The following is a 13,206-nucleotide window of genomic DNA, read 5'->3' on the forward strand; positions in this document are numbered from 1 at the left end:
AAAGAATATGTCCACAAGGAACTCTAGCGCAGCGGTGTTACGCTGAACCTGCTGTGGCTGGAATACTGCGACCGGTGCTAGGCGGCGGGCGAGATTCCATACCAGTCCACCCAGTTCAGCAAGTACTATGCCAACTATCTGGTAAAGGTCAACGCTACCATGCACCTGAGCCACAAGCCCGGTGAGGTTATGCAGGTGGACTGGGCCGACGACACTGCCGCTGTTATTGACACAGACACCGGTGAAATTATCCCGGCCTATGTGTTCGTGGCAACCCTGCCATACAGCGGCTACAGCTATGTAGAAGCCTTTTTCTCCATGAACCAGGAGTCATGGACCACTGCCCATGTGAATGCTTACAAATACTTCGGCGGCGTCACCCGGATCATCCAGTGCGACAACCTGAAAACCGATGTGCAGAAACACGGAAAAGACGAGGTTGTTCTCAACAAATCGTATCAGGATCTGGCGCTGCTGATAAAGCATACCACCACCTACAAGGGGCTAAAGCCGCTGTATAGCGAATACAAAAAATCCCGCGACAAGGAAAAGTATCTGCGCGGACGTGAGCGCGAAATCATTCTCTTTGAAGCATCGGCGCGGGCGCTGAAAGCAGCGGGTGTCGGTGACAAGCTCCCCGACCTTGCCAAGCTGCGCGAGGAATATTCCAGACTGTCCGAAGAAAAGGATCGGCTGTACGCTGAGTACGGAAGCCTGAAAAAACGTATGCGGGAATACGATGCCGTCAAGCAGAATATTGACAGCATCCTGTCCCCCAATCGTGGGCAGGAACAGGACAAAGCCTTGTAGCTTCTCTGGCATTCACACATTATTTTCAAACAATTTAATGTGTGTTCGTCGTTTCGTGGTTGACAACCGCACATTATTTATTTATAATATAATGTGTGATTGTCAAAGCGAGGTGAGAAGCATGAACGCCAAGGAAAAAATCGAAGAGCTACTGGAAGCATCGGAGGACGGCACGATCACCGCAGCGCAGGTAACGGAAGCCGGACTGCACCGCAGCGTTTTACAGGAATTTGTCAAGAGCGGCGAGATGTACCGCTTTGGGCGCGGCCTGTATGTGCGGAGCAGCGCATGGGAGGACGATTTCTACCTCTTGCAGCGCAAGTATGGGCGCGGGATTTACTCGCACGATACCGCTCTGTATCTGCTGGGCTATTCAGACCGTACCCCGGCGAAATATACGATGACCTTTCCCAAGGGCTACAATGCCCCGTCCTTAAAGCAGGAGAACTTAATCATCAAGCGCGTTGTGCCGGAGAACTATGAGTTCGGACAAACTCAAATTGAATCCCCCTCCGGCAATCCGATTCGTGTTTACGATTTGGAACGGACGCTGTGTGACATTCTGCGCGGCAGCGGCAGCGATATTCAAATCGTCGGTGAAGCCATGAAACGCTATGCGGCATCCAAAGATAAGAACATTCACAAACTGATGCAGTACGCAGACCAGCTTCGTGTGAAGCCCAAGGTGCTGCGATACATGGAGGTTTTGTTATGATTACAAAAAATCCGATGCAGCTGAAAGCCTTTATCAAGAACAAAGCGGCGGAGAAGCATATCTCGGCGCAGCTCGTCATGCAGAACTATATGCTTGAACGGCTGTTGGAACGGATTTCGCTCTCGCCCTATCAACACAATTTCATTCTCAAAGGCGGATTCCTGATTTCCGCCATTGTGGGGCTGGACACACGGGCAACAATGGATCTGGACACAACGATCAAGGGCTTCACCCTGACGCATGAAGCAATCCGCAAAATCTTTACAGAGATTTGCGCTGTCCAGATTGCCGACGACGTGCAGTTTGAGGTCGTCGGTATCTCTGACATTCGGGAAACCGACGATTACCCCGGCATCCGGGTCGCGCTGAAAGCGAACTATCCGCCGATCAGCGTACCGCTGACGGTGGATGTCACCACGGGCGACATGATAACGCCCCGTGAGGTGGAATACTCATTCTCGCTGCTGTTCGATGACCGCACAATCAGTATTCTTGCCTACAACCTTGAAACGGTGCTGGCGGAAAAGCTGGAAACGGTGCTGTCCCGCAATATTGCAAATACCCGTCCGAGAGATTATTACGACGTACATATCCTGTACGCGCTGCGCGGCGCGGAATGTGACAAAGCGACGCTGCGCCGGGCGCTGGAACGGACAACGCAGAAACGCGGCAGCGGCGTAATGCTGACAGACTACCCGGAGATTATGAAAGAGATCCGCGAAAGTGATACACTCCGTAGGCTGTGGGAGAAATACAGCCGCGAGTATGAGTACGCAAAGGATATTTCCTTTGATGATACCTGTAATACCATTCAAACGATTATGGACGCAATCATGGCGTAAACGAAAGGCTTCCTTATGGGCTGGCTGGCAGCGCAGGGCGCGATTATGGCGATTGGGCTTTTCATCGGGCTTGTCTGCTCGGTGATCGGACTATTCTTCGGGCATATCATTCTCTTTGACAGCATCGCTCTCGGCATCGCCGCCGGAGTGTGCTGCAATCAGTTTACCGCAATTCATCCGGTGCTGTGCATTGTGATCGGCATTGCAACATTTCTGCTGCTGTTGTGGCTGCAAAATACCAGCATCGGCTTCTGGCTCGTCGGCGGGCTGCTCACGCTGATCTATGCAGCGGTATTCGGACTGCTGGCCTACTTCATTTCGGAGCATGATCCCATTTGGGGCTGGGTGATTGGGCTGAATGAGATGTTCAAAATCGTCGAGCGTGAAGATGATATTATCGCCGATGAAGAAAAAGCGTTTGATGGTTTTCTACGAACAATCAATACCGAGATTCTTGGCGCAGATTTAATAGATGTAGGCTTGATACTTAGAGCATTGACAGTCGAAACCCTTTTTGTTAAGATAAAAGTGCACCTGACAAAAAGGTTTTTTATCCTGACTGAAAGGAGCTTCGCTTGTAATGTGTTTAGCTGCACCTTTTAGTTAGGTGCAGCTATTTTTGTGAAAGGATGTTGAAAATGCAGACAAGAGTTGCCGTAATGGCTGTCATAGTTGAAGACGACGACGCCGCCGAGAAGTTGAATGCGGTTCTCCACCATTATGGAGAGCATATTATCGGGAGGATGGGTATTCCCTATCGTGCGAGGGGAATCAATATCATCTCCATTGCAATAGACGCGCCACAGGATGAAATCTCCTCACTTGCAGGAAAACTTGGAAATATTCACGGCATCAGCGTTAAAACTGCATACTCTAAAGTCACAGATGAGGGCTGATACTGTTTCTTTGATCGACAAACTCGCACGAGAGCACCGCCTTAAAAAAAAGGAGTACCTTGCGCTGCTTGAAAATGCAAGCGTTGAGGAACACGTTCACGCAGCAACGCTTGCTGATAAGGAACGCAGAAGGCTTTACGGTACGGAGGTTTTCATAAGAGGGCTGATAGAGGTAGGAAACATTTGCAGAAACAATTGCTATTATTGCGGGATCAGAGCATCAAACGGCAAATGTGTACGGTATACGCTCACCGATAAACAGATCCTTGCTTGCTGCAGGGAAGGACATGAAATAGGCTTCAGAAGCTTTGTTTTACAAGGCGGAGAGGGAGCTTTTCCTGTTGAACGGGTAATCCGCATCGTATCTGAAATACGCGGTGAATTTCCCGATTGTGCAATAACCCTTTCCCTTGGAGAGTACGAACGGGACGAATATGAAAAAATGTTCAATGCGGGCGCAAATCGTTACCTTCTGAGGCACGAGACGGCGGATGAAAAGCACTATGGTTTACTCCATCCGGGCGAGATGTCCTATAAACACCGTGTGCAGTGCCTTGAATCGCTTCGAGAGGTCGGCTTTACCGTCGGCTGTGGTTTCATGGTGGGTTCACCATTCCAGACTCTTGAAAACATTTCTTCCGACCTAAAATTCATTGAGGAGTTTTCGCCGGAAATGTGCGGAATTGGACCATTCATTCCACAAAAAGATACGCCGTTCGGAGGCTTTCGTGCAGGCTCGGCAGATTTGACATGCTTCCTGCTGTCGTTGATCAGGCTGATAAAGCCGAACATTCTGCTTCCGGCAACAACGGCTCTTGGCTCAATCGAACCGGACGGAAGGCTGAAAGGAATCCTTGCAGGCGCAAATGTCGTCATGCCGAACCTGTCACCGGTCGAAGTTAGGAGCAAGTACATTTTGTACGACAATAAGCTCTCAACGGGTTCAGAATCTGCACAGAACCTTGAAGCGTTGAAAAGAAGCCTCGCCTCAATAGGCTTTTCCGTCGCCGAATCGAGAGGCGACATAAAAACATCTGACGGAAAGAACTGAGTCTGACCGAAAAGAAAGGAAACAATATGGCTATTTACAATCCCGAATCATTATCAGCGGAGGAATTCATCAATCATGACGAGATCCTCGAAACTCTCCAGTATGCGAAAGCCAACAAAAACAACATTGAGCTGATTGACAGCATACTTGAAAAAGCAAGGCCTAAACATTACGCCGATGGTAGAATCATGCATTGCCCGGGCTTGACGCACAGGGAGGCATCGGTGCTTCTCGCTTGCGATATCCCCGAAAAGATCGAGGAGATATACAAGCTTGCAAACGAAATCAAGCTTTCTTTTTACGGCAACCGCATAGTTATGTTTGCTCCGCTTTATCTTTCCAACTACTGCGTTAACGGTTGTGTCTACTGTCCGTACCACCTCAAGAACAAGAGCATTGCGAGGAAGAAGCTTACTCAACGGGAAATTCGGGATGAGGTCATTGCTCTTCAGGACATGGGACATAAACGCCTTGCAATAGAAGCGGGAGAAGATCCCGTGCATAATCCGATAGAATACATCCTCGAAAGCATTAAGACGATCTATTCCGTTCACCATAAGAATGGCGATATTCGCAGAGTGAATGTGAATATCGCGGCGACGACAGTTGAAAATTACCGAAAGCTGAAGGAGGCTGGGATCGGCACCTACATTCTCTTCCAGGAGACATACAACAAAGCAAGTTATCTTGAGCTTCACCCAACGGGGCCTAAGCATGATTACGACTACCACACCGAGGCTATGGACCGCGCCATGGAGGGCGGCATAGATGATGTGGGGCTGGGCGTACTTTTCGGGCTGGAGGGCTATCAGTACGAGTTTGCAGGCCTGCTGATGCACGCCGAGCACCTTGAGGCCGTTCACGGCGTCGGACCGCACACGATAAGCGTGCCGAGGATAAAGCGCGCCGACGACATCGACCCCGACTCGTTTGAAAACAGCCTGTCGGACGAGCTTTTTGCAAAAATAACCGCCTGCATACGCATCGCCGTGCCGTACACCGGCATGATAATATCCACCCGTGAGAGCGAGGCCGTGAGAGAAAAATTGCTCACGCTGGGTATCTCACAGATAAGCGGCGCTTCTCGCACCTCCGTCGGCGGCTATACCGAGGACGAACGCCCGCACGACAGCGAACAGTTTGATGTGTCAGACCAGCGCACACTCGACGAGGTCGTCAGATGGCTGATGGAGCTTGAACACATCCCGTCGTTCTGCACTGCCTGCTACCGCGAGGGCAGAACGGGCGACCGCTTCATGAGCCTGTGCAAATCAGGGCAGATACTCAACTGCTGCCACCCCAACGCGCTGATGACGCTTGCTGAATACCTTGTCGATTACGCAACCCCCGAGACAAAAAGGCTCGGCTTCGACCTTATAGAAAGGGAGCTCGAAAAGATACCTAAGGAAAAGATCAGACGCATCGCAGCGGAAAATATCGAGAGAATCAAATCCTCGGACAAGAGAGATTTCAGATTTTAATGGAGGCGCGTCATGGATCTTAACTCTACTGTAAGCGCTCAAAGGCTCCATATAGGCTTTTTCGGAACCGTCAACAGCGGAAAATCGAGCCTTGTAAACGCTTTGACCGGTCAGAAGCTCTCCATCGTTTCCGATACGAGGGGAACAACGACCGACCCCGTACAGAAGGCCATGGAGCTGCTGCCCTTAGGCCCTGTCGTCATCATAGACACCCCCGGCCTCGACGACGGGACGGAGCTCGGCAGGCTCCGCATCGAGCGAACGATGCAGATGCTGAGAAAAACCGATATTGCGGTTATTGTTACGGATGCTTCCGAAAAAAATGCAGAGACCGAGGGCTTCATTAAAAAGGTCAGGGAAGAGGGCATACCGTATATTCTTGTCAGAAACAAATGTGACCTTGACGACACAGATGCCGATGGCAGCGATGTGCTTTTTGTCAGCGCAAAAACGGGGAAAAACATTAATGAGCTAAAAAGGCGTATCGCCGCGAGCATACCGGCGGTAAGGGCGGAGAAAAGGATCGTTTCGGATCTTCTGAAAAAGGGCGATACCGTCATTCTCGTCACTCCGATAGACGAGTCCGCCCCGAAGGGAAGGCTGATACTTCCCCAGCAGCAGACGATACGCGACATTCTGGATATCGGGGGTATCTGCATGGTCGCTCAGCCGGACAAGCTCGCTTCTTCACTTGACCTGTTAAAGGAGCCGCCGAGGATGATCGTTTGCGACTCGCAGGTGTTTGGCTACGTCGATTCTGTTGTGCCGAAAGGCATCGCTTTGACTTCATTTTCAATTCTTTTCGCAAGGTACAGGGGGGATTTCGAACAACTCATTCGAGGGAGCGATGCGATCGATCGTCTTAAAGACGGCGACACCGTACTTATCAGCGAGGGCTGCACCCACCATCGCCAGTGCGGGGATATCGGCACCGTCAAGCTGCCCGCCTGGCTGAAAAAATACACGGGCAAGGAGTTGAACTTCCGCTTCACCTCCGGCGGTGAATTCCCAAAGGATATTTCGGGGATTGCTCTGGTTGTTCATTGTGGCGGATGTATGCTTAACGCCCGGGAACTTTCGGGCAGGCTTGACAACTGTGAAATAGAGGGAGTCAGTGTTACGAACTATGGTATTGCCATAGCGAAGATGCACGGGATACTCGAAAGAGCTCTTTCGGTTTTCCATATCTGTCAAGTGTAAAGAAATCACTCATTGCCAAACTAAAAGAACAAGCGTGGAGCAATGTCTCACTTGTTCGTTATTTTTCTTGAAACCACCCAATATTGGCGATTTCGCCGCAGATACCTTTTGATAATGATCGCGAAGAAACCGCCGCAGATTCCCTGCGGCTATGCGTGCGGGCTTGTTCAGCTCCTTGTCGCCGGAGATTTCCGAGATGACCTTCGAAGACTATGCTCTGTGTGGCTATAACGAAAACTTTGGTATGGAAGGATACGTAGTCAACTCTAATTTTTTGAACTAACACTCCCGTTGTTTGTTGAATGGGATGTACAATTCCGGGCTTGCTTAGTGAAGGCATAATATGCTATACTGTGCTACATAAGAGAGGTGAAGCAAATGACCTTTGCAGATGCGATTCTGAAACTGCGCAGTGAACGGAGGCTGTCCCAGACTCAGCTTGCCAAAGAATTGGGTGTCAGCTATACCTCCGTAAACCGATGGGAAAACGGGAGGTCACTTCCGACAAAAATGATGCTTCTCGTGATCTGCAGATACTGTGAAGAGCATCATTTGGAATTCTCTTGTGAAGAGGTTGGCCGCCTGTCGTAAAAGAAATGACCCTCAGATACAGACATTGCGCTGGTGCGGAATGTCAAGTACGGTGAAAAGCCGAACATGTATCTGAACTGCCACAATGCTACCAACCAAATATCATAATGAAAGGTCTGTTAAAACCAATGAACCAAAAAGAACTCAACGAGCTGCGACGCCGCTGGAAGCCGGATAAAAATGCCATCAGTCGTATTTACGGCTGTTTTGTCAATAGCAATAAGGAGATTATAACCGATTTGGACGAGTCGCTTGGCATGATGACACAGGAGGAAGCCGAGAAATACCTCAGCCTGCTGAAAAAGGCACTGTCAGGAGCACTCGGAAAAAACTTGATCGATATTGTGTTTTCCACCCAGCAGGTCATGACGGGGGAAGAACACAGAATGTTGATGGACCTGCGCACATCCGGTGCGCAGGATGCTCGGGTGCGGCAGGCATTTTATCAGAAAGTCATTCAATCGTTGGACATGGGCGAGAACAATTATCTGTTGCTGCTGGCAAGCGACAGCTATGATGTACCCCGTCGAAATCGCGACGCCATGCGAGTCGAGGAATCGGAGGAGGTCTTTTCCTATATTCTGTGTGCGGTCTGCCCGGTTAAAACGGGAAAAACGGAATTGGGCTATTTCTCCGGAGACAATGAGTTTCATTGTGCCGCCAGTCAAACTGTTGCTGCACCGGAGATAGGCTTCCTGTTCCCGGCCTTTGATAACCGCAGTGCCAACATCTACAATGCACTGTTTTATTCCCGCAAAGAGGGAGAACTGCATCAGGAGTTTATCGACGCAGTATTCCATACCGATTTGCCCATGTCGGCCGCAGAACAGCGGGAGGCCTTTGAGGCCGCTCTTTCCGAGTCGTTGGGCAGCGCCTGCAGTCTTGAGATTATGCAGGCAATCCACGGTCAGCTTGCCGCAATGATTGAAAAGCATCGGGAGACGAAGGATCCGGAGCCGCTGACTGTCAGCCCCTGTGAAGTGAGCAAGATTATTTTGGATTGCGGTGCTTCGGAGGAACAGTCGGAAGCTTTTCAAGCTGCCTGTGGGGAACGGTTCGGCGCAGGCGCCGTTCTCAATCCGGCCAACCTGATTGATGCAAAGAAAGTGGAGCTGAAAACGGAGAAGGTATCACTCTCTATTGATCCTGAATACAGCCATCTTGTGGAAGCGAAGGTCATCGACGGTCAAAAGGTGTTAATCGTTCCGGTAGAAGATCATTTGGAATTCAACGGAGTTGCCGTCAATGTCAATAGGGACAAAGAATAACCGACAATGCGCGCAGCGAAGCTTTACGGTATGCCGAAGGGGGTATTTTTACGGCTCGGCGATATAGATTGGCAAGAAAACAGAAAAGGATTACGCTAACGGCGGCAGCCAAAATGCTTGGCGTTTCGCAGCCGACATTGAGCGCGTGGGAGGGCGAAAGGAAGAACCCTTCTGTGGAATCCCTGATTCAGATGTCCGAGCTTTACGGCGTGAGCGTGGACTTTCTTCTGGGCCTTCCGGAAGCTCGATATCATCGGGCAGATATGCTTCAGCCGATTCCGCCGGAAGCTCTGCCGGCTTTTCATGATACACCCGTCTTCTCAAGCCGATATGGCTGGGCAATGGTGAATGCGATAGAAGGAGAGCTTCTCTTTGCAAGCGGGATGCGTCTGTCGCTGGCAGATGCAGCCGAAGTGTATGTTCTGCCTCCGGCCTTTGCAACACCCGGCGCGGCAGTAACCATGCCGTTGAGAAGGGACGAGCTTACCGGGTACGACTGCGTATGGGTGGAGCCAATCTCCATGGACGCCGCCCTGCGAGATGAGCTTCGCGGTTGGTATCATATTAAAAGACGCTTTGTGGAAAACGAGGTGGGGCAGCGCTTCTACTTTGATTTTTACGGTGCAAAATGGCTTGCCTTTCCAAACGGACCGGGAAATATATGAATGAGGTCCATCTTGATGCGCGAAGTGAAATCAGAATAAGAACGTCCGCCCGTTTCTGCCCTTGAGGCGTGGAGCGGGCTTTCGTTCATTTTCCGGGCTGGTCTCGTTGCACTTTTGTGACACTTTCCATGCACTTTTGCGGGGGAAGTATTTGGCGCTCTCCTGTATACTACAATCAAGGTTGACACCCAACCAAAACGATTAAAAAAGGAGCGTAACATACCATGAAAAAGAAAACGGTTTTGAGCTTTGCACTGGCATTGGCATTGATGGTAACGGTCATCGGCACAGCGACCTCCGCCTTTGCCGCCACATCCGCACCAATGGAGCCTGTTACTAAAATTGCAACCGAGAACGAGGATGCCATCTGGGAGCAGATCGAGGCGGTGGAAGAGAAGAGCGACGCCATCTTCCAGAGAAACGCAGCGCTGTGGGAAAAGCTGGACGAAATCTGCAACGCCCTGCCTGACGACTATGACTTCACAGACTTTGACGAGGCGGCGTTTATCCGCAGCACCAATGCCCTGACCGAAGCGGAGAAGGAAACGCTTCTGGCAGACATCAAGGAGCTGAACGAACTGGATGCCCAGATGGAGGCACTGTACGCTCAGCTGCCCGCCTGCGACAATATGCCGCTCTATGAAAAGGCGCTGGAAAAGGCCGACCCCAAGGTGCTGGATGAGATCGACACTCTGGAGCAGGAGTATGACCGCGTCTGCGAAAAGCACGCCGACCTGTGGGACAAGGTAGATGAAGCGTACTTCAATCTTCCGGACGACTACGACTTCGACAACTACGATGAGGCAGCCTTCATCCGCAGCCTGAGCTTCCTGACCGACGCGGAAAAGGACGCGCTGATCGCCGACTACAACCGTCTTACGGAGATCGACAGCCGACTGTGCGAGCTGTACAATTCCATCTGGGGCAACACCGGCTGCGAAAGCGGCATCTGCCCCCTTTGACGGAAAGGCGGTTTTCTGATAGTATAAAATCAACATCCTGCCGATGCTGCGCCCACGCGCAGCATTTGGCGCTGCTTGCAAGGAGGACGCATGGGACATACCATTTATCTGGCGGACGATGAAAAGAGCATACGGGAGTTGCTGCACAGCTTCCTTACAAGCGACGGCTATACCGTGCGCTCCTTTGAAAGCGGTGACGCGCTGCTGGAGGCGTTTCGTCAGGAGCCCGCGGAGTTGGTGATCCTGGATATCATGATGCCCGGCACGGACGGACTTGCCGTGTGCCGGGAGCTTCGCTCTGTTTCCGATATTCCCATCATCCTTCTTACGGCCAAGGACAGCGAGCTGGACTACGTCATGGGCATCAGTCAGGGCAGCGACGATTATCTCACCAAGCCCTTCCGTCCGACGATATTGCTGATGAAGGTGAAGGCGCTGCTGCGCCGCGTGGAGATGGATCGAGGAAAAACAGCGGCGGCAGAGGATGAGCTGCGCTACGGGGATATCCGCTATTCCGCTACGGAAAACGCCGTCTTTTGCGGAAGCACGATCGTGGCGCTGACCCAGACCGAGCTGCGGCTGCTCAGCTATATGATGAAGCAGCCGGAAAAGGCCTATTCCCGCGAGGAGCTGCTCAGCGCGGTGTGGGGCTTCGACTCGGAGGTGGAGACCCGCGTGACCGATGAAACGCTGCGCCGCATCCGAAAAAAGCTGCTGCAAGCGGGCAGCAACGTCAGCGTAAGCACCATCTGGGGCTTTGGTTATAAGCTGAAGGGGGCAGAGCGCACGTGAAAAACATCAAGCTGCGGATCGTGTATCTGATCCTTTGCTCGGCTCTGCTGCTCTTTGCACTGTTCATGCTGGCGGTGAACCTCATCATACCCGCACACTTTGTACGTGAGGCAAAAAAGGCGCTCATCAGCGAGGCACAGTACCAGAACCGCACCATCCCCTATACCGACGATGAATCCTTTTTTGACGATGAATGGAATGACACGGAGGAGCACTTCCTTACGCCAAGCATCGTATTTTTAGAGTTGGATCATGTCAATCAATCAAGCGGTTGGAACAGGGACGCATATCGCCTGGAGAAAAAACTGCTGGAATACTGCAAGGGGCGGGATCTATCGCTCAACCAATGCTATACCTTCAAAACGGACAGGCATCACCTGATCTTCATGTCCGTGCAGGAGGAGCAGGACGATTGGGAAAAGCCATACGCCTATATCATGTACATAGACATCGGGCCCATCACCCGCTATATCGTGACGCTGAATTGGGCGTTCTTTGCGGTGCTGCTGGCGATCTCCTCCGTCATGTGCCTGCTGGGGTTCCGCTTCGGTCGGGATATTGAAAAGGAAGCGGAGCGGCAGCAGACCTTCTTCCAGAATGCCTCCCACGAGCTGAAAACGCCGCTTATGGCGATACAGGGCTATGCGGAGGGAATACAGGCGGGCGTCATGGATGCGGGCGGCGCTGCGGAGGTGATCCTGGAGGAAAGCGACCGCATGACGGAGCTGGTGGAAGAGCTCCTGGACATCTCGAAAATCGATATGGGGCGGCAGCTGCTTGCCTTTTCCGAGATGGATATTCGGGAGCTGCTATACGACAGCATACGCGCCGTGGAGCCGACAGTCGTCAGCGGCGGTATCGCCATCGTGCCGGAATTCCCTGAAGAACCCATCATGGTCAAATGCGATGACACGCAGATGCGCAGGGCGGTCACGAATATCCTGACCAACGGATTGCGCTATGCCCGCAGCGAGCTGCGCCTGACCTGCCGCGCAGACAGGCGGCAGGTGACGATACGCATACAGGACGACGGGGACGGCATCGCCGAGGAAGATCTTCCCCGCATCTTCGACCGCTTTTACATGGGCAAAAGCGGAAAATCCGGCATCGGCCTTGCGCTGACCCGGGAGATCATCCACCTGCACAAGGGAACCATCCGCGCCCGCAACGGGGACACCGGCGCTGTTTTCGAGATCTCCATTCCGGTGAGCAAATAAGAAGATCACCGCGCCGCCTTTGAGCGTCCCTCTTGCAAAAAGGACGGGCCTGGAAAGAATCTTTGCTGGTGCCGGGCGGAGAGTTTCCCGTGATTTCCTCTTGTGCCCACATTGTCAGAATGGAGTACATCTATGGACTGCAAAGCAAAAAAATATCTGCATATTTATGACTGGAACTACTGGTGGGGCTATTACCGCTGCTGTAAGGACTGGGAACCTTTCCATGTGGCGGAGTTTTCTCTTTCCGAGGACGAGGCAGGAAAGGCGCCCTTTTTCCACTTTGATTTCCATAACCTCCCTGCCCTTCACCAGACCATTCTGGACGGTGAGTTTGTGGAGCCGGATAACCCGGATCTTCCGCACTTTCTGGAGCAGGCAAGGCGGCTCAGAAGCGGTGAACAGGACTGGTTCGTCGGGGCGCTGTACTATCCGCTTTTTTCACCGGAGATGCATTTCTGCAACGCCTCCGTCCGGAGCGGCGTCCCGCTGACACAGCTGCTTTCCCCGTCTGTACCGCCCTATTATGGGGTGATCTTTCTCCGGGAGGAGCGCCCCCTCACTCCGGAGGTGCTGACGCATTGGGCGGAGACACTGTCCCAACCCCTGTTCGGCCAGCCGTTTTCCTGTACGCTTGCACAAGTCCCCAGCCGGCAGGAGGCCATGGAGCAGTTTGAGAATGAGATGCGGCTGACGCGATGAACGAGCGCCCGCCGCGC

At 52.1% G+C, this 13,206-nt stretch carries 15 protein-coding genes; all 15 read left to right on the top strand.

Annotation, left to right across the window (positions count from 1 at the left end; translation table 11 throughout):
- Positions 1-159: 159 nt before the first annotated feature.
- The 15 genes from LKD37_RS01140 (at position 160) to LKD37_RS01210 (ending at position 13,189) form a co-directional block, all read left to right on the top strand.
- Positions 160-810: a DDE-type integrase/transposase/recombinase gene (locus tag LKD37_RS01140; protein WP_302927568.1), complete on the top strand. Its 651-nt coding sequence runs from the start codon at positions 160-162 to the stop codon at positions 808-810.
- A gap of 121 nt (positions 811-931) precedes the next feature.
- On the top strand, positions 932-1,525 hold the full coding sequence (locus LKD37_RS01145) for a type IV toxin-antitoxin system AbiEi family antitoxin domain-containing protein (protein WP_302927569.1): 594 nt from the start codon (positions 932-934) through the stop codon (positions 1,523-1,525).
- The gene (locus tag LKD37_RS01150) at positions 1,522-2,367 is read left to right on the top strand and encodes a nucleotidyl transferase AbiEii/AbiGii toxin family protein (RefSeq protein WP_302927570.1); all 846 of its coding nucleotides are present in this window, start codon (positions 1,522-1,524) and stop codon (positions 2,365-2,367) included. The genes LKD37_RS01145 and LKD37_RS01150 overlap by 4 nt, the downstream gene beginning before the upstream one ends.
- A 15-nt stretch (positions 2,368-2,382) precedes the next feature.
- Positions 2,383-2,970 (top strand): hypothetical protein, encoded by a 588-nt coding sequence (locus LKD37_RS01155; protein ID WP_302927571.1) that lies wholly within the window; start codon positions 2,383-2,385, stop codon positions 2,968-2,970.
- A 35-nt stretch (positions 2,971-3,005) separates the two neighbouring features.
- The gene (locus tag LKD37_RS01160; RefSeq protein ID WP_302927572.1) at positions 3,006-3,263 is read left to right on the top strand and encodes a TM1266 family iron-only hydrogenase system putative regulator; all 258 of its coding nucleotides are present in this window, start codon (positions 3,006-3,008) and stop codon (positions 3,261-3,263) included.
- Complete coding sequence (gene hydE, locus LKD37_RS01165; RefSeq protein ID WP_302927573.1) at positions 3,253-4,314, top strand: [FeFe] hydrogenase H-cluster radical SAM maturase HydE; 1,062 nt, start codon at positions 3,253-3,255, stop codon at positions 4,312-4,314. The genes LKD37_RS01160 and hydE overlap by 11 nt, the downstream gene beginning before the upstream one ends.
- A gap of 32 nt (positions 4,315-4,346) precedes the next feature.
- Complete coding sequence (gene hydG, locus LKD37_RS01170; protein WP_349048697.1) at positions 4,347-5,795, top strand: [FeFe] hydrogenase H-cluster radical SAM maturase HydG; 1,449 nt, start codon at positions 4,347-4,349, stop codon at positions 5,793-5,795.
- Between the two features lie 12 nt (positions 5,796-5,807).
- Entirely contained in the window at positions 5,808-6,995 is a 1,188-nt protein-coding gene (gene hydF / locus LKD37_RS01175; RefSeq protein ID WP_302927575.1) for a [FeFe] hydrogenase H-cluster maturation GTPase HydF, read from the top strand.
- Between the two features lie 378 nt (positions 6,996-7,373).
- Complete coding sequence (locus LKD37_RS01180) at positions 7,374-7,586, top strand: helix-turn-helix transcriptional regulator (RefSeq protein ID WP_256283904.1); 213 nt, start codon at positions 7,374-7,376, stop codon at positions 7,584-7,586.
- A gap of 128 nt (positions 7,587-7,714) precedes the next feature.
- The gene (locus tag LKD37_RS01185; RefSeq protein ID WP_302927576.1) at positions 7,715-8,854 is read left to right on the top strand and encodes a DUF4317 domain-containing protein; all 1,140 of its coding nucleotides are present in this window, start codon (positions 7,715-7,717) and stop codon (positions 8,852-8,854) included.
- A 68-nt stretch (positions 8,855-8,922) separates the two neighbouring features.
- Complete coding sequence (locus LKD37_RS01190) at positions 8,923-9,519, top strand: helix-turn-helix domain-containing protein (protein ID WP_302927577.1); 597 nt, start codon at positions 8,923-8,925, stop codon at positions 9,517-9,519.
- 224 nt (positions 9,520-9,743) lie between these two features.
- Complete coding sequence (locus tag LKD37_RS01195; protein WP_302927578.1) at positions 9,744-10,481, top strand: hypothetical protein; 738 nt, start codon at positions 9,744-9,746, stop codon at positions 10,479-10,481.
- A 90-nt stretch (positions 10,482-10,571) separates the two neighbouring features.
- Positions 10,572-11,273, top strand: a complete 702-nt coding sequence (locus LKD37_RS01200; protein WP_302927579.1) for a response regulator transcription factor — start codon at positions 10,572-10,574, stop codon at positions 11,271-11,273.
- Positions 11,270-12,490: a sensor histidine kinase gene (locus tag LKD37_RS17675; RefSeq protein WP_302927580.1), complete on the top strand. Its 1,221-nt coding sequence runs from the start codon at positions 11,270-11,272 to the stop codon at positions 12,488-12,490. The genes LKD37_RS01200 and LKD37_RS17675 overlap by 4 nt, the downstream gene beginning before the upstream one ends.
- 132 nt (positions 12,491-12,622) lie before the next feature.
- Positions 12,623-13,189, top strand: a complete 567-nt coding sequence (locus tag LKD37_RS01210; protein ID WP_302927581.1) for a hypothetical protein — start codon at positions 12,623-12,625, stop codon at positions 13,187-13,189.
- Positions 13,190-13,206: the final 17 nt, after the last annotated feature.

Origin of the sequence: Brotocaccenecus cirricatena (assembly GCF_020687045.1) — a bacterium.
Classification (GTDB): Bacteria; Bacillota; Clostridia; order Oscillospirales; family Oscillospiraceae; genus Vescimonas; species Vescimonas cirricatena.

Coding starts and splice junctions, on each gene's coding strand:
- LKD37_RS01155 (WP_302927571.1), top strand. CDS start 2,383: ATGGGCTGGCTGGCAGCGCAGGGCGCGATTATGGCGATTGGGCTTTTC.
- LKD37_RS01210 (WP_302927581.1), top strand. CDS start 12,623: ATGGACTGCAAAGCAAAAAAATATCTGCATATTTATGACTGGAACTAC.
- LKD37_RS01150 (WP_302927570.1), top strand. CDS start 1,522: ATGATTACAAAAAATCCGATGCAGCTGAAAGCCTTTATCAAGAACAAA.
- LKD37_RS01160 (WP_302927572.1), top strand. CDS start 3,006: ATGCAGACAAGAGTTGCCGTAATGGCTGTCATAGTTGAAGACGACGAC.
- hydF (WP_302927575.1), top strand. CDS start 5,808: ATGGATCTTAACTCTACTGTAAGCGCTCAAAGGCTCCATATAGGCTTT.
- LKD37_RS01140 (WP_302927568.1), top strand. CDS start 160: ATGCACCTGAGCCACAAGCCCGGTGAGGTTATGCAGGTGGACTGGGCC.
- LKD37_RS01200 (WP_302927579.1), top strand. CDS start 10,572: ATGGGACATACCATTTATCTGGCGGACGATGAAAAGAGCATACGGGAG.
- LKD37_RS01195 (WP_302927578.1), top strand. CDS start 9,744: ATGAAAAAGAAAACGGTTTTGAGCTTTGCACTGGCATTGGCATTGATG.
- LKD37_RS01180 (WP_256283904.1), top strand. CDS start 7,374: ATGACCTTTGCAGATGCGATTCTGAAACTGCGCAGTGAACGGAGGCTG.
- hydE (WP_302927573.1), top strand. CDS start 3,253: ATGAGGGCTGATACTGTTTCTTTGATCGACAAACTCGCACGAGAGCAC.
- LKD37_RS01185 (WP_302927576.1), top strand. CDS start 7,715: ATGAACCAAAAAGAACTCAACGAGCTGCGACGCCGCTGGAAGCCGGAT.
- LKD37_RS01145 (WP_302927569.1), top strand. CDS start 932: ATGAACGCCAAGGAAAAAATCGAAGAGCTACTGGAAGCATCGGAGGAC.